This window comes from Pararhodobacter marinus (assembly GCF_003122215.1).
GTDB lineage: Bacteria > Pseudomonadota > Alphaproteobacteria > Rhodobacterales > Rhodobacteraceae > Pararhodobacter > Pararhodobacter marinus.
Genome location: NZ_QEYD01000012.1, coordinates 13,630 through 38,442, shown reverse-complemented (window position 1 = coordinate 38,442; position 24,813 = coordinate 13,630). Strand labels below are relative to the sequence as shown.

The 24,813-nt window shown below is 68.4% G+C and carries 22 protein-coding genes; 14 read left to right on the top strand and 8 right to left on the bottom strand.

Going from position 1 to position 24,813, the window contains the following annotated elements; genetic code table 11:
- Window positions 1-93 precede the first annotated feature (93 nt).
- Window positions 94-2,028 carry a trypsin-like peptidase domain-containing protein gene (locus C4N9_RS17755; protein WP_168192278.1) on the top strand — a complete coding sequence of 645 codons (1,935 nt, stop codon included), beginning with the start codon at window positions 94-96 and terminating at the stop codon, window positions 2,026-2,028.
- A 237-nt stretch (window positions 2,029-2,265) separates the two neighbouring features.
- Here C4N9_RS17755 and C4N9_RS17750 read toward each other — a convergent pair whose 3' ends face one another.
- On the bottom strand, window positions 2,266-3,057 hold the full coding sequence (locus C4N9_RS17750) for an inositol monophosphatase family protein (protein ID WP_109534697.1): 792 nt from the start codon (window positions 3,055-3,057) through the stop codon (window positions 2,266-2,268).
- A 146-nt stretch (window positions 3,058-3,203) separates the two neighbouring features.
- On the opposite strand from C4N9_RS17750, the gene C4N9_RS17745 reads away from it, so the two are divergent.
- The 3 genes from C4N9_RS17745 (at window position 3,204) to C4N9_RS17735 (ending at window position 7,113) form a co-directional block, all read left to right on the top strand.
- A complete protein-coding gene (locus C4N9_RS17745) occupies window positions 3,204-3,644 on the top strand; it encodes a GNAT family N-acetyltransferase (protein WP_109534696.1) in 441 nt (146 codons plus the stop codon).
- Window positions 3,645-3,787: 143 nt separating this feature from the next.
- Window positions 3,788-4,957, top strand: coding sequence for a glutamine-hydrolyzing carbamoyl-phosphate synthase small subunit (gene carA / locus C4N9_RS17740; RefSeq protein WP_109534695.1), 1,170 nt, complete (start codon window positions 3,788-3,790; stop codon window positions 4,955-4,957).
- 224 nt (window positions 4,958-5,181) lie between these two features.
- A complete protein-coding gene (locus C4N9_RS17735; protein WP_168192277.1) occupies window positions 5,182-7,113 on the top strand; it encodes a glycosyltransferase in 1,932 nt (643 codons plus the stop codon).
- A gap of 79 nt (window positions 7,114-7,192) precedes the next feature.
- Here C4N9_RS17735 and C4N9_RS17730 read toward each other — a convergent pair whose 3' ends face one another.
- On the bottom strand, window positions 7,193-7,846 hold the full coding sequence (locus tag C4N9_RS17730) for a GntR family transcriptional regulator (RefSeq protein WP_109534693.1): 654 nt from the start codon (window positions 7,844-7,846) through the stop codon (window positions 7,193-7,195).
- A gap of 173 nt (window positions 7,847-8,019) precedes the next feature.
- Between C4N9_RS17730 and C4N9_RS17725 the strand changes: the two genes are divergently transcribed.
- The 4 genes from C4N9_RS17725 to C4N9_RS17710 all read left to right on the top strand — a co-directional run bounded on the left by C4N9_RS17725 (window position 8,020) and on the right by C4N9_RS17710 (window position 11,655).
- On the top strand, window positions 8,020-8,700 hold the full coding sequence (locus tag C4N9_RS17725; protein ID WP_109534692.1) for a pyrimidine 5'-nucleotidase: 681 nt from the start codon (window positions 8,020-8,022) through the stop codon (window positions 8,698-8,700).
- A gap of 278 nt (window positions 8,701-8,978) precedes the next feature.
- Complete coding sequence (locus tag C4N9_RS17720) at window positions 8,979-9,218, top strand: hypothetical protein (RefSeq protein ID WP_109534691.1); 240 nt, start codon at window positions 8,979-8,981, stop codon at window positions 9,216-9,218.
- Between the two features lie 82 nt (window positions 9,219-9,300).
- Window positions 9,301-10,491 (top strand): UbiH/UbiF family hydroxylase, encoded by a 1,191-nt coding sequence (locus C4N9_RS17715; protein WP_109534690.1) that lies wholly within the window; start codon window positions 9,301-9,303, stop codon window positions 10,489-10,491.
- Window positions 10,492-10,656: 165 nt separating this feature from the next.
- The gene (locus C4N9_RS17710) at window positions 10,657-11,655 is read left to right on the top strand and encodes an LLM class flavin-dependent oxidoreductase (protein WP_109534689.1); all 999 of its coding nucleotides are present in this window, start codon (window positions 10,657-10,659) and stop codon (window positions 11,653-11,655) included.
- Here C4N9_RS17710 and C4N9_RS17705 read toward each other — a convergent pair.
- Complete coding sequence (locus tag C4N9_RS17705; RefSeq protein ID WP_109534688.1) at window positions 11,652-12,551, bottom strand: EamA family transporter; 900 nt, start codon at window positions 12,549-12,551, stop codon at window positions 11,652-11,654. The two genes, C4N9_RS17710 and C4N9_RS17705, sit on opposite strands and share 4 nt — an antisense overlap.
- A gap of 143 nt (window positions 12,552-12,694) precedes the next feature.
- On the opposite strand from C4N9_RS17705, the gene C4N9_RS17700 reads away from it, so the two are divergent.
- Window positions 12,695-13,174, top strand: a complete 480-nt coding sequence (locus C4N9_RS17700) for an MgtC/SapB family protein (RefSeq protein ID WP_109534687.1) — start codon at window positions 12,695-12,697, stop codon at window positions 13,172-13,174.
- Window positions 13,175-13,178: 4 nt separating this feature from the next.
- On the opposite strand, the gene ftsY is transcribed toward C4N9_RS17700, so the two are convergent.
- Window positions 13,179-14,288: a signal recognition particle-docking protein FtsY gene (ftsY, locus tag C4N9_RS17695; protein WP_109534686.1), complete on the bottom strand. Its 1,110-nt coding sequence runs from the start codon at window positions 14,286-14,288 to the stop codon at window positions 13,179-13,181.
- A 134-nt stretch (window positions 14,289-14,422) separates the two neighbouring features.
- Between ftsY and C4N9_RS17690 the strand changes: the two genes are divergently transcribed.
- Together C4N9_RS17690 and C4N9_RS17685 are read left to right on the top strand one after the other, a co-directional pair.
- Window positions 14,423-15,469 (top strand): alkane 1-monooxygenase, encoded by a 1,047-nt coding sequence (locus C4N9_RS17690; RefSeq protein ID WP_245902610.1) that lies wholly within the window; start codon window positions 14,423-14,425, stop codon window positions 15,467-15,469.
- A gap of 96 nt (window positions 15,470-15,565) precedes the next feature.
- A complete protein-coding gene (locus C4N9_RS17685) occupies window positions 15,566-16,018 on the top strand; it encodes a hypothetical protein (protein ID WP_245902609.1) in 453 nt (150 codons plus the stop codon).
- Window positions 16,019-16,095: 77 nt separating this feature from the next.
- Here C4N9_RS17685 and doeB read toward each other — a convergent pair whose 3' ends face one another.
- Entirely contained in the window at window positions 16,096-17,088 is a 993-nt protein-coding gene (gene doeB / locus C4N9_RS17680) for a N(2)-acetyl-L-2,4-diaminobutanoate deacetylase DoeB (RefSeq protein WP_109534685.1), read from the bottom strand.
- Window positions 17,089-17,202: 114 nt separating this feature from the next.
- Between doeB and C4N9_RS17675 the strand changes: the two genes are divergently transcribed.
- On the top strand, window positions 17,203-18,570 hold the full coding sequence (locus tag C4N9_RS17675; protein ID WP_109534684.1) for an aspartate aminotransferase family protein: 1,368 nt from the start codon (window positions 17,203-17,205) through the stop codon (window positions 18,568-18,570).
- Between the two features lie 18 nt (window positions 18,571-18,588).
- Here the strand turns inward: C4N9_RS17675 and C4N9_RS17670 are convergent, their stop codons facing one another.
- From C4N9_RS17670 to C4N9_RS17660, 3 genes are all read right to left on the bottom strand, one after another.
- Window positions 18,589-19,347 carry a sulfite exporter TauE/SafE family protein gene (locus C4N9_RS17670; protein ID WP_109534683.1) on the bottom strand — a complete coding sequence of 253 codons (759 nt, stop codon included), beginning with the start codon at window positions 19,345-19,347 and terminating at the stop codon, window positions 18,589-18,591.
- A gap of 88 nt (window positions 19,348-19,435) precedes the next feature.
- Window positions 19,436-21,223 (bottom strand): gamma-glutamyltransferase family protein, encoded by a 1,788-nt coding sequence (locus tag C4N9_RS17665; RefSeq protein WP_109534682.1) that lies wholly within the window; start codon window positions 21,221-21,223, stop codon window positions 19,436-19,438.
- Entirely contained in the window at window positions 21,223-22,239 is a 1,017-nt protein-coding gene (locus C4N9_RS17660; RefSeq protein ID WP_245902608.1) for an AbrB family transcriptional regulator, read from the bottom strand. Before C4N9_RS17660 ends, C4N9_RS17665 begins: the two co-directional genes overlap by 1 nt.
- 190 nt (window positions 22,240-22,429) lie before the next feature.
- Here C4N9_RS17660 and C4N9_RS17655 point away from each other — a divergent pair, with 190 nt between their 5' ends.
- Both C4N9_RS17655 and C4N9_RS17650 read left to right on the top strand, forming a co-directional pair.
- Entirely contained in the window at window positions 22,430-23,362 is a 933-nt protein-coding gene (locus C4N9_RS17655) for an AEC family transporter (RefSeq protein ID WP_109534680.1), read from the top strand.
- A gap of 48 nt (window positions 23,363-23,410) precedes the next feature.
- Window positions 23,411-24,751, top strand: coding sequence for a cytochrome-c peroxidase (locus tag C4N9_RS17650; RefSeq protein ID WP_109534679.1), 1,341 nt, complete (start codon window positions 23,411-23,413; stop codon window positions 24,749-24,751).
- Window positions 24,752-24,813 lie beyond the last annotated feature (62 nt).

Below are 24,813 nucleotides of genomic sequence, written 5' to 3'. Positions count from 1 at the left end.
ACCCTGATAGGGTCGCCGGGGAATCATAATAAAACAACCAATCGTGGAACGACCGTGACAGATCGAATAGTTAAAGCTTTTATCGCAACTCTTGTGGCCGTGATCCTGGTTCCCGTAGCGGCGCTGGCACAGGCGTCGCACTGGGTTCAGATCGAAGCGCATGCGACGCTGCGCACCGCCGAGGAATTCGCGACCCGCTACGAAGAACGGATCGGCAATATCTCGGGTTTCCGGATCGCCGGCGGCTGGTATGCGCTGGCCGTGGGGCCCTATGACAGCGCCGAACAGGCCGAGGCCCGCCGCGCCGCCCTGATCGCCGCGCGCGAGATCCGCGAAGACGCCTACGTCACCGACGATTCGATCTATGGCCAGCGATTCTGGCCAGTGGGCGGCCAGCCCAGCGCGCCCGCCGTCCCGACCGAAGAAGCGCCCGCGCGCGACGCCGGTCAGACCGCGACGCCGCAGGAGCCGGTGGCACAGGAGCCCGCAGCACAGGGCGAGGCAGCAGAGGGCGAGGCCTCCGACGCGACGCCCGTGGAAACGACCGACGGCGCCCCGGAAACCGAAACCGAGATGACCCAGTTGCTGGCGCAGGCCGAAACCGGGACGGGCTCGGAAACGACCGCCCCCGAAGCGCCCGCCCCCCAAGCGCCCGCAGCACCCGCCGCCCCGGCCGAGCCCTCGATCGAGGACCTGCCGATGGAATCCGTCGCCGAGGCGCGGCAGATGGAATACCAGCTGACCCGCGACGAGCGGATGGAAATCCAGATCGCGCTGCAATGGTTCGGGTTCTATCGCAGCGGCATCGACGCGCAGTTCGGGCCGGGCACGCGCGGCGCGATCAGTGAATGGCAGGCGGCGAACGGGTTCGAGCCGTCGGGCTTCCTGACCACCCGGGGCCGCGCGACGCTGATGCGCGATTACGAGGAAGCCGTTGCGCGCTACGCCTTCGGCCCCTTCCGCGACGAGGCGGCGGGGATCGAGATCACGCTGCCGCTGGGCATGGTCGAATTCGACCGCCACGAAGCGCCCTTCGCGCATTTCAACGAGGTCAATGACAGCGGCATGCGCGTGCTGCTGATCAGCCAGGAAGGCACGCAAAGCACCTTCTTCGGTCTCTACGAGATCCTGCAGACGCTGGAAGTGATCCCGCTGGAAGGCGAGCGCGAGCGCGGCCGCAACAGCTTCACCATCACCGGCCGCAACGCGACCGCGCGCGCGCATGTCGAAGCGCGGCTGTCGAATGGGGAGATCAAGGGCTGGATGCTGTTGTGGGATGCCTCGGCCGACGACGACGCGCAGGTGATCTTGTCGACGATGCGCGACAGCTTCACGCCGATCGCGGGCGTGCTGCCCTCGACGCTTGGCGCGACCGCCTCGACCGTGGCGCGCCGCGACCTGATCGCGGGGCTTGACGTGCGCCGCCCGGAACGCTCGCGCACCGGCTTCTTCGTCGATGCGGTGGGCAGCGTGGTGACCAGCGCCGAAGCGGTGAACCAGTGCGACCGCGTGACCATCGACGAGGCCTATACCGCCTCGGTGCGCTCGGTCGACGAGGAACTGGGCATCGCGGTGATCACCCCCAACGACCCGCTGGTGCCGCTGGCCTTCGCGCAATTCGCTCCCGCCGCGCCCGCGCCGGGCAGCGAAGTCCGCGTCTCGGGCTTCAGCTACCAGGACACGCTGACCCGTCCCATCGTCAGCTTCGGTCAGTTGAGCGAGCTGTCCGGGCTGGACGGCGAGGAATACCTCTGGCGCCTGTCGCTCGAAGCGGAAGAAGGCGATTCCGGTGGCCCGGTCTTCGACATGAATGGCGGCGTGGTCGGCATGCTTCTGCCGCGCCCGGAAACGCCCGGCCGCATGCTGCCCGAGGACGTGAATTTCGCGCTGTCCGGGGATGCGGTGCAGCGCATGCTGGCCGATTCGGGCCTGCGCGGCAGCGTGGCGCGTGTCTCGCGCCCGATGTCGGCGGAAATGCTGACCCGGATGTCGGGCGATCTGACGGTGCTGGTGTCCTGCTGGAACTGATGGCGCTCGGGCGGTGAGGGGCGGCGCGCGCGCGTCGCTCCCACCCACCCGCCCCGCTTGCGCGCGCGCCCTTGCGGTTGCGGCAATTGCCGAAAGGCGGATGAGTATTTCGGGCAGAATGAAACAGGGCCGCTTCCCGGTCGGGAGGCGGCCCTCATCTTTGTTCCGGAAATATCCTCGGGGGTGAATTGGCCGCAGGCCAAGAGGGGGCAGACAGCCCCCTGACCCCGCAGCGTGTCAGTCGCGCGACCGGATGACCTTGCCGAAACCGTCGAAGATCTCGGCATTGGCGGCGATCAGGTTGCCCGAGTCGACCGGATCCTGCCCGTCGCGGATCGGGCCGACGAAGCCGCCCGCCTCTTTCACCAAAATCACGCCGGCGGCGATGTCCCAGGCCTGCAGCCCGCGTTCCCAGTAGCCGTCGTAGCGCCCCGCCGCGACATAGGCGAGGTCGAGCGCCGCCGAGCCGAAGCGGCGCACGCCCGCACAGACGGGCATCAGCCGCGCCAGGTCCTGCAGTGTGGCGGGCAGGGCGGGGCGGCCGCCGAAGGGGACACCGGTGGCGAAGATGCATTCGATCATCGACCGGCGCCCCGACACGCGCAGCCGGCTTTCGTTCATGTAGGCGCCGAGACCCTTCTCGGCGTAGAACAGCTCGTCCTTGGCGGCGTCGAAGACCACGCCCGCGACGATCTCGCCCTTGTGTTCCAGCGCCACCGACACCGCCCAGTGCGGCAGGCCGTGCAGGAAATTCGTGGTGCCGTCGAGCGGGTCGACGATCCAGCGGCGCGTCGGGTCGGTGCCCTCGCTCTCGCCGGTTTCCTCGCCCAGCCAGCCGTAATTCGGCCGGCCGGCCATGAGTTCGTCCTTGAGGATCCGCTCGGCCTCGCGGTCGGCTTTCGACACGAAGTCGCCCGGCCCCTTCGACGAGACCTGGAGGTTCTCGACCTCGCGGAAGTCCTTGACCAGCGAGCGGCCCGCCTTGCGCGCGGCCTTGATCATCAGGTTGAGATTGGCGCTTCCCTGCATCGATGCGGCTCCGTTTACAACAGAGCAGGGCCATACGGGAAAGGCGTCCGGTTGAAAAGGGAAAGCTGGCGAATTAACGGGATCGGGCGCATGGACGCTGCGGCGCGGTCCGGCTAGGGTCGCCCCGACGCACAGGAGGGCTCGACATGATCATCCGCCAACCTCAGGAGAGCGACCGCGCCGCGTGGGAGCGGCTCTATGCCGGCTATGCCGAGTTCTACGGCGTCGCGCAGGACGCCGGGATGCGCGCGCGGGTCTGGGGCTGGATCCACGACCCCGCGCACGAGGTCGAGGCCGTCGTTGCCGAAGACGCGGCGGGGCAGTTGGTGGGCCTTGCCCATTTCCGGCCCTTCGCACGCCCGCTCGCGGCAAGCGTCGGCGGCTATCTCGACGATCTGTTCGTCGCGCCCGCGGCGCGCGGCTCTGGCGCGGCCCCCGCGTTGCTCGAGGCCCTGCGCGACGAAGGGCGCAAGCGGGGCTGGTCCGTGATCCGCTGGATCACCGCCGAGGACAATCAGCGCGCCCGTGCGCTGTATGACAAGCAGGCCCGCGCGACCGGCTGGAAGACCTACGACATGCCGCTCTGACCGGGGCCGGGACGGCGGGGGCGGCGCCCTTTCACCTTGTTGCCAATGCTCAGCCCGCGCTTGCTGCCGGGTGCGGACGCTCGGCCCTTGATTCCCCCGGTCCGACCCCTTAGAGACAGCCCGATTCACACAGGAGCCGTCCGATGTCCGCAGCACCCGCCCAGCCGCGCCCGACCGCTTGCCTTGTTCTTGCAGACGGAACGATTTTCTACGGTCACGGCTTCGGAGCCACCGGCGTGACGGTCGCGGAGCTGTGCTTCAACACCGCGATGACCGGCTATCAGGAGATCATGACCGATCCGTCCTATGCCGGGCAGGTCGTGACCTTCACCTTCCCGCATATCGGCAATGTCGGCGTCAACACCGATGACGACGAGGCGCAGCGCGCCGTGGCCGAGGGGATGGTGGTGAAATGGGACCCGACCGAACCGTCGAACTGGCGCGCGGCGTCCGAGCTGACCGACTGGATGCGCCAGCAGGGCCGGATCGGCATCGGCGGCGTCGATACGCGGCGCCTGACCCGCGCGATCCGTCAGCTGGGCGCGCCGCATGTCGCGCTGGCGCATGACCCCGAGGGTAATTTCGACCTGGATGATCTGCTGGCCCGCGCGCGCGGCTGGAAGGGCCTTGTGGGGCTCGACCTGGCCCGCGACGTGACCTGTGCGCAGAGCTACCGCTGGAACGAGATGCGCTGGGCCTGGCCCGACGGCTACGCGCCGCAGGAGAACCCGGTGCACAAGGTCGTGGCCATTGATTACGGCGCGAAGAAGAACATCCTGCGCTGCCTGGCCTCGGCCGGTTGCGATGTGACCGTGCTGCCCGCGACGGCCACCGCCGAAGAGGTGCTTGCGCTCAATCCCGACGGGGTCTTCCTGTCGAACGGTCCGGGCGATCCGGCGGCGACCGGCGAATACGCGGTGCCGATGATCCGCGGCGTTCTGGACGCCGATCTGCCGGTCTTCGGGATCTGTCTGGGCCACCAGATGCTGGCGCTGGCGCTGGGCGCGAAGACCGTGAAGATGAATCACGGCCATCACGGCGCCAACCATCCGGTGAAGGACCGCGAAACCGGCAAGGTCGAGATCACCTCGATGAACCACGGGTTCACGGTCGATACCCAGACCCTGCCCGAGGGCGTGCTGGAAACGCATGTGTCGCTGTTCGACGGGTCGAATTGCGGGATCCGTCTGGCCGACAAGCCGGTCTTCTCGGTCCAGTACCACCCCGAGGCCAGCCCCGGCCCGCAGGACAGCTATTACCTGTTCGAGCGGTTCTCGGCGGCGATGGCCGAGCGCAAGGCGGTCGCGGGCTGATCGGACGACCCGGTTCCGACGCTCCCCCCGGCGTGCGTTAACCCCCTGTTAAGACCTCTCCCGACACGATGATCGTGTCAGGGGGGGTGACAATGGCGCTGGCCGAGCAAATACTGCACGAAACCGGCGGCCCTGCATCCGGTCGCCACGGGGCCGGTGTGCCGGGCCCGGCCGGGTTTGTGCCGGGCGCTTCGGTTTCGTCTCTCGCCTCCGAAGGCATTGGAGTGCTGCTGCCCGCCGGTCTGTTGGCCGGAGATCCGCTTCCGGCTGTCCCGCTTCCAGACGACGTTCCTCCAGACGACGCGCTGGCCCGTGGCCCGCGCCTGGGCGAGATCCTGCTTCGGCGCGGGGCGATTCGCTCGGCGGACCTGCTGCGCGCGCTGGAATTGCAGCGCCGCCAGTATTCGCGGCTGGGCGACATCCTGCGCGCGCACGGCATGGCCTCGGAAACCGAGGTGATGGCAGCGCTGGCGGAACAGTTCGATACCGGCGTCGTGGACGAGACGATGGGGCGTCCCGATCCGCGGCTCATCGATCTTGTCGGCACCCGTCACTGCCTGCGGACCGGTTGCTTGCCGTGGCTGCGCGCCGGGGCGGTGACGCTGGTGGCTTGCGCGCAGCCCGACCGCTTTGCCGAGCATCGGCGCGGGCTGGAACAGGTGCTGGGTCCGGTGGCGATGGCAGTCATCTCGGAAGAGCGCCTGCATGCCGCGCTCATCGCCTCGCGCCGCTCGATGCTGCGGCTGATGGCCGAGACCTGCGTTGCCGAAGCCGAAAGCTGTCGTGTCTGGGACGGGCGACGCTTCATCCGGATCGTGGCGGGACTTGCCGCGGCGATGCTGGCCGGTCTGATCTTGGCCCCGCTGACCACCTTTGTGGTGCTGTTCGCCATCGTTCTGGCCTTTCAGGGCGCGGGCAACGCGATGAAACTGGCCGCGACCATTGCCCAATGGCGGGCACGCCGCCGCGCATCGGCGCAGGCGCGGCGGACGCGGTCCGAACCTCTGCTGCGCAAGCCCCATATCTCGATCATGGTGCCGCTCTACCGCGAGCCCGATATCGCCCCCCGGCTGGTCAAGCGGCTGGGCGCGCTGGCCTATCCGCGCGAATTGCTCGACGTCATGCTGGTGGTCGAAGAGGACGATGCCGTCACCAGACAGGCCCTGGCGCGGGCCGAGTTGCCGCATTGGATGCGGGTCATCCCGGTGCCCGATTCGCCGTTGCGTACCAAGCCGCGCGCGCTGAACTATGCGCTGAACTTCGCGCGAGGCAGCGTCGTGGGCGTCTATGATGCCGAGGACGCGCCCGCGCCCGATCAGCTGCACCGCGTGGCCGAGCGTTTCGCGCAGGGCGGGCCGGATCTGGCCTGCCTGCAGGGGGTGCTGGACTACGTCAATCCGCAGACCAACTGGCTGAGCCGCTGCTTCACCATCGAATACGCGGCGTGGTTCCGGCTGATCCTGCCGGGGCTGGCGCGGATGGGGCTGGTGGTGCCGCTGGGAGGCACGACGCTGTTCTTTCGCCGCGACCTGCTGGAAGAGCTGGGCGGCTGGGACGCGCATAATGTGACCGAGGATGCCGATCTGGGCCTCAGGCTGGCGCGGCATGGTTACCGGACCGAATTGTTCGACAGCGTGACAATGGAAGAGGCCAATTGCCGGGTCTGGCCGTGGATCAAGCAGCGCTCGCGCTGGCTGAAGGGCTACGCCATGACCTACGCGGTGCATATGCGGGACCCGGTGCTGCTGTGGCGCCAGCTGGGCGCGTGGCGGTTCTGCGGCGTGCAATTGCTGTTTCTGGGCACTCTGGTGCAGTTTCTCTTCGCGCCGATCCTGTGGAGCTTCTGGCTGATGCTGGCGGGGTTTGGCCATCCGCTGGCCGACTTGCTGGGATCGGGCGCGGGGGTGGCGCTGGCGGTGATGTTCCTGATGACGGAAATCGTGTCGATGACGATCAACATCGTCGCCCTGAACGCGCAGCGCCACCGCTTCCTGCGGCCCTGGGTGGTCAGTCTGCACCTGTATTTCCCGCTGGCGGCGGTGGCGGCGTGGAAGGGGATCTGGGAGATGCTGTCGAGCCCGTTCTACTGGGACAAGACAACGCATGGGCTGCATGACGGCGCGGCCTTCGCGGCGCATGGCACCCGGCCCGCCTGACCGGTCTGCCTGACCGGGCCCAATGGCGGCCCCACCTGACTGGCCCGCTTGGCAGACAAGCGGGACCCGGCCGGCGACGTCACATCTGCCGGCGGCGGTCGCCCGATTCCAGCTTGAGCCGGGTTTCGAAGGCGCGCGAGATATGGTCGCGCAGCGCCTTGTCGGCAGCGTCGCCATCGCCGCGCGCGATGGCTTCGACGATGGCCGCGTGCTCTTCAAGCGCGGTGCGCCCCCGCCCCTCGGCTTCCAGCGAGGTGGTCGCCAGCAGCGCCATCGACCGGTGCACCAGGTCGAGCTGCTGCACCAGGAAGCGGTTATGCGAGGCCAGGTGGATCTGCTTGTGGAACCGCTTGTTCGCCCGGCTGAGCGATTTGGGATCGTCGACGAGCCGCTTGTCCTCGGTCACCATGTCGCGCAGCACGCGGACCTCTTCGATCGAGGCATGTTTCGACGCGAGTCGCGCCGCCAGCCCTTCGAGCTGCGCGCGCACGACATAGAGCTCGGCCAGCTGGTTATGGTCGAGCGACGCGACGATCAGCGAGCGCCCGTCGCGCGAGAGCAGCGATTGCGTCTCCAGCCGTTGCAGCGCCTCGCGGATCGGCGTGCGCGAGACGCCGAAACGCTCGGCCAGTTCCGATTCGACCAGCCGGTCGCCGGGGCGGTAGACGCCGTCGTCGATTGCGGCGAGGATCAACGAATAGGCGTCGAGAAGGGGTTGGCGCTGTTCGGTCATCTGTTACTCCAAGGCGGCGAAGGATAGGCGGGGGCGGCGACGGTGAAAAGCCCAGAAGCGGCGGCCGCGGGGGACCTGCGACACAGCGACGAGGTCGGTGTCCGGATCGGCGCCCGGTTCTTCGCCCGCGGGGCGGACTTGTGCGCCGCCTGCGCTTGGCTTAGCCAAGGGTCATGCCCATTCCCGAACCCGGCGCAGAGCCAAGACCCGACAGCCACCGCGACGATTTCCACCATGTCGACACCTGGGTGTTCGACCTCGACAACACGCTCTATCATCCGCGTGTGCGCCTGTTCGATCAGATCGACCGCAAGATGACCGATTTCGTCATGCGCATCACCGGCGCCGACCCGGTGGAATCGGACCGGCTGCGGCGCGATTACTGGCTGCAATACGGCACCACGCTGGCCGGGCTGATGGCGCATCACGGCGTCGACCCGGTGCCGTACCTGGTCGAGGTGCACGATATCGATTTCTCGGTGCTGGAACCCGATCCGGAGCTGCGCGCGGCGATCAAGCGGCTGCGCGGGCGGCGGATCGTCTATACCAACGGCTCGGCCCCTTATGCGCTGCGGGTGCTCGAGGCGCGGGGGCTCGACGGGCTGTTCGACGCGGTCTACGGGGTCGAGAATGCGGATTACCTGCCCAAGCCGCAGGAAGAGGCGTTCTCGCGCATCTTCGGGCTGGATGGGCTGAACCCGGGCCGCGCGGCGATGTTCGAGGACGATCCGCGCAACCTGAAAGTGCCCCATGCCCTGGGCATGCGCACGGTGCTGGTGACGCCCGAGTTGCAAACCCACGCCCATGTCCACCATCATACCGACGATCTGACCGGGTTCCTGAGCGGGCTCTGAGCGCCGCCCGGCCCCGAAGGTGACGGGAGAGGGGTTTCGCCCTTATCCGCGACGCCTCCGGCGCCGAGGCCTCGGGCGACCGGGCGCGCCGCCTGCGGCGGCGCGCGGCGCGCTGCACACCGATGTTGGCGGGCACAAGGGCAGCCCGAAGGATCGGGCACAGGATGGGCAGGCAGGATGACGCACGCGGCGCGTTGCCGCACTGCGGCAACCTGCCGGATGGGAAGCAGGGAGGGCAAAAGCCATATCCGGTGAAAACCTTTAACCCGGAGTTACAAATGGCTCTTGCCGATTCCCGCTATGTTCCCACGCCGTTCGCCTATCGCCTGCCGATCCTCGGCGCGATCCTCCGCGAACTGGCCGAGGGCGACAGGGATTACCCGCTCTACCTGATCGTCGCGCTGATGGCGATCTGGGGGATCGCCATCGTCTTCTTCGGTCTGCCCGCGCTTTATCTGCCGGCGGTCGTCGCCGCGCCGCTGATGATGGTGGTGCTGGTCCTGATCACGCGCGGGTGACGCGACGCCGTGTCGTCTCGCCCCGGCCGGTGCCTTGCGTTAGACAGTCCGCGCAACAGGGGCCGGGCCAACGGAGGCAGCGATGCGGCAAACGGTGGATGTTCTGATCTCGGGCGGCGGGGTGGCGGGGCTTGCCGCCGCCGCCGCGTTCGGCACGGCGGGCTATTCGGTGATTTGCGTTGATCCCGCGCCGCCGGTCACCACGGGCGACGCGCCGGGCGCGGATCTGCGCACCACGGCGTTTCTGCAGCCCTCGATCCCGGTTCTCACGCAGGCGGGGCTCTGGCAGCGGCTTGAGCCCCACGCGATGCCGCTGCAGGTAATGCGGATCGTCGATGCGGGCGGCGCCGAGCCCGAGGCGCGCATCACCCACGATTTCAACGCCGCCGACGTGTCGGACCAGCCCTTTGGCTGGAACCTGCCCAACTGGCTGCTCCGGCGCGAATTCGTGGCGCGGCTGGGCGATCTGCCCAATGTCGATTTCCGCCCCGGCACCGCGACCGCGCGCGTCTTCACCCGCGAGCGCGAGGCGCTGGTGACGCTGTCGGACGGCACCAAGGTTTCCGCCAGACTGGTGGTCGCCGCCGATGGCCGCCATTCGCCGGTGCGCCGCGCGCTGGGCATCCCGGTCCATACCCGGCGCTACGGGCAAAAGGCGCTGGCCTTCGCCGTCACCCATCCCGAGCCGCACCGGAACGTCTCGACCGAGATCCACCGCTCGGGCGGACCCTTTACGCTGGTGCCGTTGCCCGACCACGAGGGCAAACCCTGTTCGGCGGTGGTCTGGATGGAAACGGGCCCCGAGATCGAGCGGCTGCGCGCACTGGACAGGGCCGAGTTCGGGGCGGCGATGAACGCGCGCTCCTGCGGGTTGTTCGGCTGGCTGGAGCAGGCGACGCCGCTGACAATCTGGCCGATCATCACCCAGCATGCCGAGCGGATGGCGGGTCAGCGCGTGGCGCTGATGGCCGAGGCCGCGCATGTCGTCCCGCCGATCGGGGCGCAGGGGCTGAACATGAGCCTGGGCGACCTGACGGCGCTGATGGATCTGTGCACGCCCGCGACACTGGGCGAGGCCGCGCCGCTCGACGCCTATCACCGGCGACGCTGGCCCGAGATCCAGCTGCGGCTGGCAGGGGTGGATGCGCTGAACCGGGCGTCGATGATGGAGAACCGGGCGCTGCGCGACGCGCGCGGTGCGGCGCTGCACGCGCTTTATTCGCTGGCGCCGGTGCGGCGGGGGCTGATGCAGCTGGGCATCGGGATGCGCTGAGGCATGGCGTGACGGGAGGGGGCTGTCTGCCCCCTCTTGGCCTGCGGCCAATTCACCCCCGAGGATATTTGCGGAACAAAGATGGGGCGCGCGCGGGCGGGCGGTTCGGGCCTGCCTCTTGCGCGGGGCGCCGGGCGGCTTAAGTCCGGGGAAAGGAGTTCACACGTGCACCATTTCTCGATCCTCGATCTGTCGCCCGTGCCCGAAGGGGCGAGCACCGCCGATGCGCTGAAAGCCAGTGTCGCGCTGGCCCAGGCGGGCGAGCGGGCGGGCTATCACCGCTTCTGGCTGGCCGAACATCACAACATGCCCGGCATTGCCAGCGCCGCCACCGCCGTTGCCATCGGCCATGTCGCGGGCGCGACCTCGACCATCCGGGTGGGGGCGGGGGGCATCATGCTGCCCAACCACGCGCCGCTGGTCGTGGCCGAGGCTTTCGGCACGCTGGCCACGCTGTATCCCGACCGGATCGATCTGGGGCTGGGACGGGCGCCCGGGACCGACGGGCTGACCATGCGCGCGCTGAGGCGCAACATGGCGCAGGAAGATACGTTCCCGCAGGATGTGGTCGAGCTGCTGGGGTATTTCGGCGACAATCCCGAGGCGCGGGTGCGGGCGGTCCCGGGGACGGGCACGCATGTGCCGGTCTGGATCCTGGGATCGAGCCTGTTCGGCGCCCAGCTTGCCGCCTATCTGGGCCTGCCCTATGCCTTTGCCTCGCATTTCGCGCCCGCTGCGCTGGACGAGGCGCTGGCGATCTACCGCGCAAGCTTCCGGCCCTCCGAGTATCTCGAACGCCCCTATGCGATGGTGGCGGCGGGCTGTTTCGCGGCCGAGACGGATGACGAGGCGCGCTACCTGCGTTCGTCGCAGATGCTGGCCTTCGCGCGGCTGCGCAGCGGGCAGCCCGGCAAGCTGCCGCGCCCGGTCGCCGATATCGAGGCCGAGGTGCCGCCGGCGCTGATGCGGCAGGTCGAGGGGGCGCTGTCGTTCTCGGCCACGGGCGGGCCTGCCACGCTGGAGGCCGAACTCAAGCGGCTCATCGACCGCACTCAGCCCGACGAGATCATCCTGACGGGCGGCATCCACGATCCCGAGAAGCGGGTGCGGTCCTTCGAGATTGCCTCGGAGGTGCTGAAAGGGCTCGTGCGCGAACCCGCCTAGGACGCAAGCTGCACGATCACCGCGCCCGCCGCGATCATCGCCATCAGCGCGACGCGGCGCGGCCCGGTGCTTTCGCCCAGCATGAGCCAGCCGATCAGCGCCGAGAAGACCGTCGAGGTTTCGCGCAGGACTGCCGCCTGTCCGACCGGGCCGAGCCGCGTGGCCAGCATGATGCCGCCGAAGCTGGCAAAGGCCACCAGCGCGCCCACCACGCCCCGGCGCAGCAGGTCCGTGCGGTCGGCGCGGGGCATCGCCATCAGGCGGCGCGCGCAGACGAGCGGCATGAACACGCTGTCGATGACGAAGAACCAGGCGAGGAAGGTAAAGGGATCGGCGGCCTGCCGGATGCCATAGGCATCGAAGGTCGTGTAAAGCGCGACCATCCCGCCCGTCGCCACGGCAAAGCCCAGCGCGGGCACCAGCCGGTCGCGGTTCACGGTGATCTTGCGCAGGTTGTAGAGCGCAAGCCCGTAGATGCCCGACAGCAGCACCGCCACGCCCAGCCACTGTATCGCGTTGAAATGTTCGCCGAACAAGAGGCCCGCGCCCAGCACGGCGAAAAGCGGCGCTGTGCCGCGCACGACCGGGTAGACCACGGTATAGGCGCCGCGGGTATAGGTCATGGCCTGCAGGATCTTGTAGACGACATGGATCGCCCACATCGCGGCGAAGATCGGCCACATATGCGGCTGCGGCCAGGGCACGACGAACAAGGCCACGGGCAAGGCGAGCAGAAAGGTGAAGACGTCGATCCCGGCGCGCGACAGCCACGGGTCGTGGCGGCCCTTCTGCAGCGCGCCAAACACCGCGTGCAGAAGCGCGGCGCAGAGTGCTAGGGCCATCGACAGGTGCAAGCCGGTCTCGGTGCCGTCGAGTGAGAGGAGCCAGTCGCTCACGATCCGTGCCTTCCTGCGGGGACCGGCCGAGATGTCGCGCGCCTGTGCGGGAAAGACAAGGGTCGCGCGGGATTTCGCCGCCGGGCTTGCCGCTTGGGGTCGGGGCCTCTGGTCGGGCTTCGGGGGCGCCCTACAATCCGGGGATGTGGCAACAGATACAGTCCGAATTCACCGATACCTTCGCCGTCGTGCCCGCGCCGGTGGCTTTCCTGCGGATCCTGATGGCCATGGCGCTGGGCGCCGCGATCGGGATCGAGCGGGAATGGCGCCAGAAAGCGGCGGGGCTGCGCACGCATATCCTCGTCTCGGTCGCCGCCTGCCTGTTCGTGATCCTGGGGCTGGAGATCAGCGCGCTGGATTTCGGCAATACGGGCGAGCAGCGCAACGATCCCCTGCGGATGATCGAGGCAGTGACGGCGGGGGTCGCGTTCCTGGCCGCGGGGATGATCTTCACCTCGGGCGAGAAGGTGCGCAACGTGACCACCGGCGCCTCGCTGTGGCTGGCGGGCGCGGTGGGGCTGGGCTGCGGCGCGGGGCGCGAGACGCTGGCGCTGATGGCCACGGTTCTGGTCGTGGTGGTGCTGTCGATCCTTCGGCTGGTCGAGCGGCGTAGTCAGGAGTGACGCCTCAGCGCCCGGTGCCGGTCAGCGCCGCGGCGAAATCCTGGGGGTCGAACGCGTCAAGATCGTCGATCTGCTCGCCCACGCCGATCGCGTGGATGGGCAGGCCGAAGCGGTCGGCCAGCGCCACCAGCACACCGCCGCGCGCCGTGCCGTCAAGCTTGGTCATGATCAGCCCCGACACATCGGCCATCTGGCGGAAGACTTCGACCTGCGTCACCGCGTTCTGGCCGGTGGTCGCATCGAGCACCAGCAGGGTGTTGTGCGGGGCGGAGGGGTCTTTCTTGCGGATCACGCGGACGATCTTGGCCAGCTCCTCCATCAGGTCGGCGCGGTTCTGCAGCCGTCCGGCGGTATCGATCATCAAAAGGTCCGCGCCCTCGGCCTGCGCGCGGGTCAGCGCGTCGAAGGCCAGCGAGGCGGGGTCCGAGCCTTCGGGCGCCGTCATCACCGGCACGCCTGCGCGGTCGCCCCAGACCTGAAGCTGTTCGACGGCGGCAGCGCGAAACGTGTCGCCCGCGGCGATGATGACCGACTTGCCTGCCGCGCGAAACTGCGAGGCGAGCTTGCCGATGGTGGTGGTCTTGCCCGCGCCGTTGACGCCCACGACCAGCACGACCTGCGGCTTGTTGGGGTAAAGCGGCAGGGGTTTCGCCACCGGCTCCATGATGCGGGCGACCTCGTCGGCGAGGGCCTGCTTGATCTCCTGCGTGGTGACGCGGCGCCCGAAACGCCCGGCGGCGATATTGGCGGTGACCTTGAGCGCGGTTTCCACGCCCAGATCCGCCTGCACCAGCAGATCCTCGAGTTCCTCGATGAAATTGTCGTCGAGCACGCGGCGCGGGGCGTCGGCGCGGCCCGTGAGGCGCGACAACAGGCCGGGCCGGGCGGCATCGGTCCGCGCATCGGGCGCGGGAACGGGCGAGGGGATCGGCGCGATGGCGGGCGTGCCACCGGTTTCGACCGGGGTGTCCGGCGTCTTGGGGGGCGCTGCCGGGCTCTCGTCGGCTCCCTCGTCCGCGGGGGCCGGGTCCGAGGCCACCAGCGCATCGAGCCCCTCGTCGAGTTTCGAGGACGAGCGGAACATCCGTTCCTTGAGCTTGCCGAAAAAGGACATGGGGCCTCGCAGAGATTGGCTTGGGCGTTCTTCAGCAAGTAGCCTCTGAGTCGCATGGAGGGAAGGGGCGCTGCGCCTTATGCTGGCCTCAATACCCTGATAAAGTCGGCAAAACCGTCCGTTCTGGTGTGCTCATGCGTCTGATTCTCTACAGTTTCGCCACATTCCTGCCCGCAATCCTGCTGGTCGTCGGGGCCTTTACCGGCGGCTGGATCCTGTGGGCCGCGCCGGTCACGATCGGCCTGATGTGGATCGTGATGGATCAGATGCCCGATCCGGCCGATGGCAGCGAATTGCCGGTGGGCGACGGGCTCCTGGTGATCCTGGGTTTCCTGCAGATCACGCATATGGGGCTGGGTGTCTGGGCCATGACCTTCAACCTGCACGGCTTCGACTGGATCATGGGGATGATCGGTTTCGGGCTGTTCTTCGGTCAGGTCGGCAATCCCGCCGCGCATGAGCTGATCCACCGGTCGGACCGCTTCATGACCCGGCTGGGCACGCTGGTCTACATCAATTTCCTGTTCGGGCACCATGTCTCGGCCCACAGGCTGGTGCATCACCCCCATGTCGCGACACCGCATGACCCGGTATCGGCCACCAAGGGGACGAATTTCTGGATCTACCTGCCGGTGGCGTGGTGGGGCAGTTTCCTGTCGGGCTACAAGGCCGAGAAGGCGTTGCGCCAGCGCGGTGCGGTCCGCAAGCGCAACCCCTATGTCTATTACATCGGCGGCGAGGTGATCCTGCTGGCCCTTTGTTTCGCACTGTGCGGGCTGTGGGGGCTGTTCATCTACGTCATGCTCTGCGCCCATACGCAGGCGCAGATGCTGGTGGCGGATTACGTCCAGCATTACGGCCTGCGCCGCCGCCGCCTGCCCAATGGCCGTTACGAGGCCGCCGGGCCGTGGCATGCGTGGAACTCGAAGGGCTGGTATTCCTCGGCGGTGACGCTGAACGCGCCGCGCCATTCCGACCACCACGCCCATCCGGCACGGCCCTATCCGCAGCTCACCCTGCCCGAAGGCTCGGCCATGCTGCCCGCGCCGCTGCCGGCGATGGCGATGCTGGCGATGCTGCCGCCGTTCTGGAAACGGGTGATGGACCCGCGCCTTGCCGCGCTTCTGGACGAGCAGGAGGCCGCGCCGCGCGTCTCGCCCGATGCGATGCCGGTGCATTGACGATTGAGGCCGGTCTCGCAGCTTCGTGACGTGGCGGGTGCTGGCTCAGGCGGCGGGGCTCTGTCACACTGGGGCATGGTTTTCTCGGAGGTTTCCATGACCCGTTCCGCTGCCCGCACGCTCTCTGCCGCCGGGGTCTTTGCCATCGCCCTCGGCGCCGTGTTCCCGGCCTTCGCGCAGAACGCGGCCCCCGCGCCGCAGGGCACACCGATGACCGCGGAAGAGTTCGAAGCGCATACCGAGGGGCGGACGCTGTCCTACGCCATCGACGGCACCCCCTACGGGATCGAGGAATACCTGCCCAACCGCCGCGTGCGCTGGGCCTTCGTCAATCAGGAATGCAATGACGGGGTGTGGTACGAGCGTGGCGACGCGATCTGTTTCCTCTACGAAGCCGCGCCCGATGACGAGCAATGCTGGCATTTCTACGCCGAGGGCAGCGGCCTGCGCGCGGTGTTCCAGGGCGGCGACGGTCCGTCGACCGAGCTCTATGAGGTTGAGCAGAGCGATCAGCCGCTTACCTGCATGGGGCCGGGCGTGGGCGTCTGACCTTCGCGCGATGTCGGATAAGTCACCGGGCGACCCGCCGGGGCCGCCCTTTTTCATGGCCCCAGGTTGAAAAAGGCTCAGCCAGCTTCGACCGCCAGCACCGCCAGCGTATCGCCCAGCTGCACCAGCCCCGGGAAGTGACGCGCGACCACGACACCGTCGCGCTGGGCGTGAACGACCGCCGGCGCGGCGCCGCTGCGATCCAAGGGCCAGATCCGCGCCAGCGGCTGGCCTTGCGTGACGGTCTCGCCCAGATCGGCCATCGGCTCGATCAACCCGGCCTCGGGTGCGGTGTGGTAGCAATCGTCGTCGGGCATATCCAGCATGACCGTAGGCGCGATCTCGGGCGCTCCGGGCAGAATGCCCGCATGTTTCAGCACGTTGCGGATCCCCTTGTGGGCGATGCCGGCGCTGCGCGCCGTGGCCGTGCCGCCGCCGCCCAGTTCGGTGGTGACGAAGGTCTTGCCCTGCTCCTCGACCGCGGTGTCGTACATGCCGACCGCGTCGATCTCGCGCAGCATCAGCGTGTAGGGCGCGTTGAAGGCGGTGACGGCGGCCACGCAAGCCGCCTGCTGCGTCGCGTCGTCGAGGTAATGCGCACAGGCGAAGGGAACAAAATCCAGCGTCTTCCCGCCCGAGTGGAAATCGACCACCAGATCGGCCATCGGCACCAGCGTGTCGTTGAAGTAATGGGCGATCTTCTGCGTGACGCTGCCCCCCGGCGCGCCGGGAAAGGCGCGGTTCAGGTTGACCTGATCGAGCGGCGATACCCGCGTCCCGGCGCGAAAGGCGGGGGTGTTCATGTAGGGCACGATAATCAGGCGCCCGGTGACATCCTCGGGCTCGATCTCATGCGCCAGCGCCTGCAGCGCGATCGGCCCCTCGTATTCGTCGCCGTGATTGGCCCCGGTCAAGAGGGCGGTGGGGCCGGGTTTCCCCACGATCACCGTGATCGGGATCATCACCGCCCCCCAGGCGCTGTCATTGCGCGAATAGGGCAGTTTCAGATGCCCGTGCCGCTTGCCGGGGGCGTCGAGGGACAGGGTCGGGCGGATCGGGTTTTGAATCATGATGTCCTGAAGGTTTCGCGGGGCGTCCGGGGCTCTATCCTGCCGCCGGAGGGGGGCGGGGTTCAACCCCGGGCCTTTGCCTGCTAGCGTGAGCCGCATCACAGGAGGTTCCCGATGCTGACCAATGACCAACTCGCCCAATGGGACCGCGAGAGCTTTTTCCACCCCTCAACCCATCTGGGCCAGTTCGCCCGGGGCGAGGCGCCGCAACGCATCGTCACCGGGGGCGAGGGCGTGTACATCACCGACCGTGACGGCAACCGTCTGCTCGACGGCTTCGCGGGGCTTTACTGCGTGAATGTGGGCTACGGGCGGCGCGAAGTGACCGACGCCATCGCCAAGCAGGCGGGCGAGCTGTCCTATTACCATGCCTATGTCGGCCACGGGACCGAAGCCTCGATCACGCTGTCGAAGATGGTCATGGACCGCGCGCCCGAGGGCATGTCGAAGGTCTATTTCGGGCTTGGCGGTTCGGACGCGAACGAGACGAACATCAAGCTGGTCTGGTATTACAACAATATCCGCGGCCTGCCGAAAAAGAAGAAGATCATCTCGCGCTGGCGGGGCTATCACGGTTCGGGGCTGATGTCGGGGTCGCTGACGGGGCTCGAGCTGTTCCACAAGAAATTCGACCTGCCGCTTGACGGCGTCCTCCATACCGAGGCGCCCTATTTCTACCGCCGCCCCGAGGCCGACATGTCCGAGGGCGATTTCACCAAGTGGCTGCTGGCCAAGCTGGAAGAGCTGATCCAGCGGGAAGATCCCGACACCATCGCCGCCTTCATCGGCGAGCCGGTGCTGGGCACCGGGGGCATCGTGCCGCCGCCGGTTGGCTACTGGGAAGGCGTGCAGGAAATCCTGCGCAAATACGATATTGTCCTGATCGCGGACGAGGTCGTCACCGGCTTCGGACGGCTGGGTACGATGTTCGGTTCGCAGCATTACGGGCTGCAGCCCGACCTGATCACCATCGCCAAGGGCCTGACCTCGGCCTATGCGCCGCTGTCGGGGTCCATCGTCGGCAACAAGATGTGGCAGGTGCTGATGCAGGGCACCGATGAAAACGGCCCGATCGGCCATGGCTGGACCTATTCCGCGCATCCGATCGGTGCGGCGGCCGGGGTGGCGAACCTGAAGCTGATCGACGATCTGAACATGGTCGAGAACGCGGGCAAGGTCGGCGCCTATCTGCGCCGCGCCATGGCCGACGCGGTGGGCGATCACCCAAATGTGGGCGAGATCCGCGGCGAGGGGATGCTCTGCGCGGTCGAGCTGACCTCGGACCGTTCGACGCGGGCCGGCTTCTCGCCGGTGGGCAGCGTCGCGGGCAAGGTCGTGGGCGAGATGGTCAAGCGCGGCGTGATCTCGCGGGCCATGCCGCAGGGCGACATTCTGGGCTTTGCGCCGCCCCTGTGCCTGACCGAGGGCGAGGCCGATCAGATCGCTCGCGTCACCGCCGAAGCCCTGCGCGAAGTCCTGTAAAGACCCGGCGTGGCGGCGTCAGAGCAGCGCCGCCACGCCCTGCCAGACCAGACGCGCGGCCAAAAGCAGCAGCACCGCGTTCAGTGCCTGCTTGAACCGCGCGTCGCTCATCCGGTTGAGCACCCGCTTCCCGGTCCATGTTCCCGCCAGCCCGCACAGGATCAGCGCCGCGATCAGCCCGGCCCAGGGCAGATAGGCGAAACCCAGGGCGCCGAAAGCCACGGCTTTCAACAGGTGCTGGCCGGTCAGCAGCGAGGCGGTCGTGGCGACATGCGCGTGGCGGCCCAACTCCAGCGATTTGACATAGGTGTTCACGAAGGGCCCCGAGGCGCCGAAGAACATGCTCAGCACCGAGGTCAGCGTGCCGGTGAAGAGCGGCCAGTTGCGCATCCATGCGGGCGGCTTCGCGATCACGGTCCAGATCAGGAACAGCCCGACGCCGATCAGCAGAACGGGCGCGGGCAGGTTGATGGCCACGCTGGCGCCGATCACGATGCCCAGCACGATCCCCGCGCCGAAGCGCGCCACGGCGGGCCAGTGGATATGGCCGACCATCATCGCCGTGCGTCCGGCATTCGAGCCGAACTGCACCACGCCATGAACCGGCACCAGCGCCAGAGGCGGCAGCAGCGAGGCCATCACCGCCAGCATCAGCCCGCCGCCGCCGATGCCGAAGGAAATGGTGATGAAGCTCGATGCGAAGCTGGTCGCCATCAGAAGCAGAACAATGCCGCCCGGCAGATCCGGCGGCATCAGGGCGACGAAAAGGTCAGTCATTTGGCAGGCGCGGCCCGAAATTGAAACTGTGACATCCATTGTCCCGCTTTCCGGCAGATGCAAGCAGCGGATGGCGGATAATCACCCGTCAGCGCCCGGCGGCATAGGCTTGCATCAACCGGGGCGTTGCCGCCGCCCTGAGCAGCCCGTCGGGGCGGCGGCTGACGGCGGTCAGGCGCCCCGCCGACCAGGGCGCCGAGACCTGAACGCGATGTCCCATCGCCTTCAGCGCCTCGATCGTGGCGGGCGGGAAGGCCGGTTCCAGCAGCAGATGCGCGGGCGTGAAGCCGTGCGGGTCGAAGCTGGCCTGCAGGTGATCGGTGTGGAAAAGCGGCGCGTCGATGGCTTCCTGCAGGTTCAGCCCGTGATGGATGAGCCGCAGGATGAAGGCCGTCTGCCACTGGTCCTGCTGATCGCCGCCGGGCGTGCCATAGGCCAGCCGCGTGCCATCGGGTGCCCGTGCCATGCTGGGCGACAGCGTGGTGCGCGGGCGGCGGCCGGGGTGCAGGCTGGTGGGCAGTCCCTCGTCCAGCCAGAACATCTGAGTGCGGGAATTCAGCGGCATCCCCAGCCCCGGCACCACGGGCGAGGATTGCAGCCATCCGCCCGAAGGCGTGGCGCTGACCATGTTGCCCCAGCGATCGACGACATCAAGATGCACGGTATCGCCCGGTTTCTTCAGATGCCCCATCGTCGGCTCGCCCACGCCCGGCCCGGAATGGACCTGACGGCCGGCAAGCCACGCGTTGCGGGCAAGGGCCGCCGTGCGCTGGGTCTCGAAACCGGGGAGATCGCCGGGGTCGAGCGTGGCGCCGGCTGTCCCGGAGATCTGCGCCCGGCGCGCGCGCAGGTACTCGGGGGCCAGCGTGAGCGGGCCCGCGGCCTCGGGCGCGTCGCCGTAATAGGCCTCGCGGTCGGCCAGCGCGCGTTTCAGCGCCTCGGTGACGCGGTGGACGAAATCCGCGCCCTCGGGCGGCAGGGCGGCCAGATCGTCCCCCGCGAGCATCCCCAGTACCGACAATTGCACCGGCCCCTGCGACCAGAACCCGCCCTTGAACACTTGCCAGCCAGCATGGTCTCCGGACAGAACCGGCTCATAGCTGGCACGCCACCCGGCCATGTCCTGCCCGCTCAGCACGCCCTTGCGGCGATGGCCGGTCGCGTCCATCACGCAGGCCTCGCGCATCCAGCGATCAATGGCCCCGGCGATGAAACCCTGCGCGAACTGGTCGCGCGCGGCGTCGATCTGCGCCTCGCGGCCCTTCACGCCCGCGACCTCGGCACACAGCCTGTCCCAGGTGTCGGCCAGCGCCGGGTTGGCAAACAGCGCTCCGGGTTGCGGCGGGGCGCCGCCGGGCAGCCATGTCTCGGCGGATGTGGGCCATTCGGTGCGGAAGAAATCCGCAAGCTCGGCAATCGCATCGGTAACGCGCGGCAGGCAGGGGACGCCGTGGCGCGCGTAGTGAATGGCGGGCGCAAGGATCTCGGCCAGCGGCCATGTCCCGTGATCGCGCAGCATCAGCATCCAGCCGTCGAAGGCGCCGGGAATGACCGTGGCCAACAGGCCCGAGCCCGGGATCAGGTCCAGCCCCTCGGCGCGGTAATGCGCGATGGTGGCCCCGGCGGGCGCGGTGCCCTGCGCGCAGATCATCGTCGGCGCATCGTCGCAAGCGGGCCAGATCAGCGCGGGCATGTCGCCCAAGGGGCCGTTCAGATGCGGCTCGCAGACCTGCAGCGCGAAGCCGGTGGCGGCGGCCGCGTCAAAGGCGTTGCCGCCGCGTTCCAGCACCGACATCCCCACCGCCGTGGCGATCCAGTGGGTCGAGGCGGTCATGCCGAACGTGCCGGACAATTCGGGACGGGTGGTGAAACGCATCACGGCTCCTTGCGGTTCATGCGCATGAGACGCGCGGCAATCGGCGCGCCGGTAATCACCAGCAGGATACGCAGGATATGGTGGACGACGATATAGCCCAGATCGGCGCCGACGATGATGGCCAGCACCGTCATCTCTGCCTGACCGCCCGGTGCGAAGGCCAGAAACGCCTCCAGCGCGGGCGCAAGGCCAAGCTGGTAGACGATCTCGGCCATAAGCGTGGCCAGAAGCGCCAGGATCACCACGAAGCCCATCCCCGCCAGCACGTCGCGGCGGATTTCGTGCAGGGTGACGCCGGTATAGCCCACGCCGATCGCCGCGCCGATGAAGAATTGCGCGACGTAGATCGCCTCGGCCGGGGGGCGGTGGTGCAGGAAGCCCGCCAGCGACAGCGCCGCCGTCACCGCCAGCGGCCCGAGGATCGAGGCGCCGAACAGCCCGATCCGCTCGCCCCCTTTCCAGCCGACCAAAGCGGCGACAATCATCAGCGCCATCTCCGACACGGGCAGGTCCGCGGCGGGTTCGCCCACCGGATGCGACAGCGAGGCGCCGAAAGCCTGCGTCAGGAGCAAAGGCGCGACGGTGACGATCAGCAGAACGCGGGTGGCGTGGATCAGCGACAGGGTCCGGATATTGGCCCCGGCCTCGGCCCCGAAGACGACCATGTCCTGCAACCCGCCGGGCATCGCCGCATACCACGCAGTCGGCGCGTCATAGCCCGCGACCCGGCGGAAATAGGGCACGCCGATCAGCCCGATCAGCGCGATATAGACCGGGATCAGCGCGACCGAGGCCAGCATCGTCGGCAACAGGCCCAGAAGCGCGGGCGTCATCGTCGCGCCGACGGCCACGCCCAGGATCGTGCGCGCGCCGATGCCGATCTGTCCGCTGCCGCGCAACGGCAAGCCCGCCAGAGCGGCCAGCAGACAGGCCGACATCGGTCCGAACAGGAAGGGCAGGGGCAGGTGCAGCGCGTAAAACAGCGCGGCTCCGGCCCCGGACAGGGCAAGCGTCATCGCCGAGCGCTGAAAATTGTTGAGAGAAAACAAACGGATAGGGGGCATGATGGGCCGGCGGGCTCTGTGGATGCGCGTTGCTGCGGTCTAAGGCCGAAGGCAGGCAGGCACAAGCCGGGCCGGCAGGGTCTTGCCCCTCGCCGCGCGTTTCTTGCCGTGTTAAGGGGCGGCAGACGAGCCGGGGACCGCCATGCTGGACATCTTTCTGACCACTCTGCCGATCTATCTGATGATCGCCATCGGCTTCCTGGCCGTGCGCACGCGCTACCTGCCCGCAGCGCATATCGCCGCGCTCAGCCAGTTCACCCTGAAGATCGCCCTGATCGCGCTGATCGTCACCGCCATCGCCTTTCCGCGCGGCGACAGTGGCCTCGATGCCTCGTTCTTCGCGGCCTATATGGCCGGATCGGTGGCGACCCTGCTTATCGGCTTCGCCGCATTGCGGCTCCTGATGCGCAAGGCCGCGCCGGAATCCTGGATCCTGGCGATGGGCATGTCGAACTCCAACAGCGGCTTTCTGGGCTTCCCCATCGCCAGCCTGTTCTTCGGCGAGCATGCGGCCACGGTCTTTGCCATGACGATGATCATCGAGAACGCGGTGACGCTGCCGGTGCCAACCATCGCCGCCGGTGTCGCCGGGCATCGCGGCGCGTTCCTGTCGCAGATCCGCCCGGTGCTGACGCGAATCGTGACCAATCCGCTGGTCATCGCCGTGGTGGTGGCGCTGGCAATCCGGGTCACGGGGCTCGATCTGGGCGAGCCGGTCGAGCGTGGCGTGCGCCTTCTGGCGGGCGCGGCGTCGCCGGTGGCACTGTTCGTGATCGGCGGCACCGTCGCCACCATGTCCCTGAACGGACATTGGCGGCGCTCGCTGGCCGTGGCGGCGGGGAAGCTGGTGCTGCACCCGCTGATGGTGGCGCTGGCGCTGATGCTGGTACCCGGTGTTCCGCCCGCGCTGATCCCCGTGGGGATCCTGTTCGCGGCGATGCCGATGCTTACGGTCTTCCCGATCTTCGCCGGGCTCTATGGCTTCGGCGCCGTCGCCTCGGGGGCGACGATGGTGACGACGGTGCTGGGCCTTCTCAGCGTCAGTTTCGTGCTGCACCAGTTGACCGGGCTCTGACCGGCATGCCACCCTTCGCCCGTCCGGCAAGCGGGCAGGGGAGGGGCCATGAAACGGGCGATCATCTGGGGCGCGCTGGCGCTGATCCCGCTGGGCTGGCAGGCGGCGGCGACGCTGGGCGCAGGACGGCCCGACACCCTGCCGCCACCCCTGACCGACGCCGATTTCCGCCCCGTGGATCCAACCGAGGCCCGGCTGGGCCAGCTTCTGTTCTACGATCCGATCCTGTCGGGCAATCGCGAGGTTGCCTGCGCCACCTGCCACCACCCGGCCTTCGGAACCTCGGACGGGCTGTCGCTGGGCCTGGGCGATGGCGGCATCGGGCTGGGGCCGGCGCGCGTCGTCGACCCCGATAACCCACCCGAGGAACGCGTGCCGCGCAACGCGCAGGCTTTGTGGAATCTGGGTGCGCTCGAATACCGGTCGATGTTCCATGACGGACGGGTCGAGATTGACGATGCGCAATATCACGGTATGCGCACGCCCCTGGGGGCCGACATGCTGGACGGCTTCGCCTCGATGCTGGCGGCGCAGACGATGTTCCCGGTGGTCTCGCCCGACGAGATGGCGGGCCATTACCAGGAAAACGAGATCTCGACCGCCGTGCGGATGGGGATGCTGACGGGCGAGGACGGCGCCTGGGCCCGGCTGGCGGCACGCGTGGCGGGCGTGCCCGATTACGCGCGGATGTTCGCCGAGGTCTATCCCGAAATCGCCGCGGGCCGCGCGATCACCTTCGCCGATGTCTCGAACGCCATCGCGGCCTTCATGGAGTTCGAATTCCGCTCGGACAGCGCCCCCTTCGACGCGGTGCTGAGGGGCGAGGCGACGATGGCGCCGCTGGCCGGGCAGGGCATGGCCTTGTTCTATGGCGAGGCGGGCTGCGCCTCGTGTCACGCGGGGCCGTTCCTGACCGACCATGATTTCCACGCGATGGGCGCCCCGCAGCTGGGACCGGGCAAGGGCGCGCGGTTCGAAAGCCATCACCGCGACGAGGGGCGCTACCGCGTGACCGGCGATCCGGCGGACTGGTACGCGTTCCGCACGCCGGCTTTGCGCAACGTGGCGCTGACGGCGCCCTATGGCCATGCGGGCGCGCATGCGACGCTGGCGGGGTTTCTTGCGGCACATGGCGCGCAGGGACTCGACGGTTATGACCGCACGCAGGCGGTGCTGCCGGCCATGCCGGTTGAAGATTGGGCGGCGATGGACGATCCCGAACAGGTCGCGGCCATCCGCGCGGCGGCCGAGACTGTCTTCGTGCCCGATGCGGAGCAGATCACGGCGCTGGTGGCGTTTCTTGAAACCCTCACCGACCCCGTGGCGCGGACCGGACGACTGGGCGTTCCCGACAGCGTGCCATCGGGGCTGCCGGTGCCCAACCCCTGAGCCGGGCCGGCGCCTGCGCCTGCGCTTCGCTGGGCGACACCCGCCCGCCCGGCCACGCCCAT

What these genes read in the sequence shown, in the direction of transcription:
- C4N9_RS17750 (WP_109534697.1), bottom strand. Translation starts at nt 3,057, where the DNA reads ATGCAGGGAAGCGCCAATCTCAACCTGATGATCAAGGCCGCGCGCAAG.
- C4N9_RS17745 (WP_109534696.1), top strand. Translation starts at nt 3,204, where the DNA reads ATGATCATCCGCCAACCTCAGGAGAGCGACCGCGCCGCGTGGGAGCGG.
- carA (WP_109534695.1), top strand. Translation starts at nt 3,788, where the DNA reads ATGTCCGCAGCACCCGCCCAGCCGCGCCCGACCGCTTGCCTTGTTCTT.
- C4N9_RS17730 (WP_109534693.1), bottom strand. Translation starts at nt 7,846, where the DNA reads ATGACCGAACAGCGCCAACCCCTTCTCGACGCCTATTCGTTGATCCTC.
- C4N9_RS17725 (WP_109534692.1), top strand. Translation starts at nt 8,020, where the DNA reads ATGCCCATTCCCGAACCCGGCGCAGAGCCAAGACCCGACAGCCACCGC.
- C4N9_RS17720 (WP_109534691.1), top strand. Translation starts at nt 8,979, where the DNA reads ATGGCTCTTGCCGATTCCCGCTATGTTCCCACGCCGTTCGCCTATCGC.
- C4N9_RS17715 (WP_109534690.1), top strand. Translation starts at nt 9,301, where the DNA reads ATGCGGCAAACGGTGGATGTTCTGATCTCGGGCGGCGGGGTGGCGGGG.
- C4N9_RS17700 (WP_109534687.1), top strand. Translation starts at nt 12,695, where the DNA reads ATGTGGCAACAGATACAGTCCGAATTCACCGATACCTTCGCCGTCGTG.
- ftsY (WP_109534686.1), bottom strand. Translation starts at nt 14,288, where the DNA reads ATGTCCTTTTTCGGCAAGCTCAAGGAACGGATGTTCCGCTCGTCCTCG.
- C4N9_RS17690 (WP_245902610.1), top strand. Translation starts at nt 14,423, where the DNA reads ATGCGTCTGATTCTCTACAGTTTCGCCACATTCCTGCCCGCAATCCTG.
- C4N9_RS17685 (WP_245902609.1), top strand. Translation starts at nt 15,566, where the DNA reads ATGACCCGTTCCGCTGCCCGCACGCTCTCTGCCGCCGGGGTCTTTGCC.
- doeB (WP_109534685.1), bottom strand. Translation starts at nt 17,088, where the DNA reads ATGATTCAAAACCCGATCCGCCCGACCCTGTCCCTCGACGCCCCCGGC.
- C4N9_RS17675 (WP_109534684.1), top strand. Translation starts at nt 17,203, where the DNA reads ATGCTGACCAATGACCAACTCGCCCAATGGGACCGCGAGAGCTTTTTC.
- C4N9_RS17670 (WP_109534683.1), bottom strand. Translation starts at nt 19,347, where the DNA reads ATGACTGACCTTTTCGTCGCCCTGATGCCGCCGGATCTGCCGGGCGGC.
- C4N9_RS17665 (WP_109534682.1), bottom strand. Translation starts at nt 21,223, where the DNA reads ATGCGTTTCACCACCCGTCCCGAATTGTCCGGCACGTTCGGCATGACC.
- C4N9_RS17660 (WP_245902608.1), bottom strand. Translation starts at nt 22,239, where the DNA reads ATGACGCTTGCCCTGTCCGGGGCCGGAGCCGCGCTGTTTTACGCGCTG.
- C4N9_RS17655 (WP_109534680.1), top strand. Translation starts at nt 22,430, where the DNA reads ATGCTGGACATCTTTCTGACCACTCTGCCGATCTATCTGATGATCGCC.
- C4N9_RS17650 (WP_109534679.1), top strand. Translation starts at nt 23,411, where the DNA reads ATGAAACGGGCGATCATCTGGGGCGCGCTGGCGCTGATCCCGCTGGGC.